This window comes from Alteromonas sp. 14N.309.X.WAT.G.H12 (assembly GCF_036697315.1).
Classification (GTDB): domain Bacteria; phylum Pseudomonadota; class Gammaproteobacteria; order Enterobacterales; family Alteromonadaceae; genus Alteromonas.
On the sequence record NZ_JBAHZB010000268.1, the window covers coordinates 1 to 315 of the forward strand.

Sequence of the window (315 nt, forward strand, 5' to 3'; positions counted from 1 at the left end):
TGGGGTTGGATCACCTCCTTACCTTAAAAATCGTCAACTGCCTTTTAGCGTAGTGTTCACACAGATTGTTTTGTTATAGAAGAAAAGAACAACCAAGGTAGTACTCACCTATACGGAGTATTGCGCAGCGGATTTGTTGGTCAAGCAACGCCGCGAGGAATTTGTTAAGAGTGCAATCTTTGATTGTAATCGTACAAATTCCTGAGCAAAGCCGCTTGAGCGATAAAGACCAAGCAATAGGCTTGTAGCTCAGCTGGTTAGAGCGCACCCCTGATAAGGGTGAGGTCGGCAGTTCAAGTCTGCCCAAGCCTACCA

General features: G+C 46.0%; 1 tRNA gene. It reads left to right on the plus strand.

Annotated features, from left to right (window positions below):
• The first annotated feature begins 238 nt into the window (after positions 1–238).
• Positions 239–315: transfer RNA gene (locus V5298_RS20925), tRNA-Ile, on the plus strand.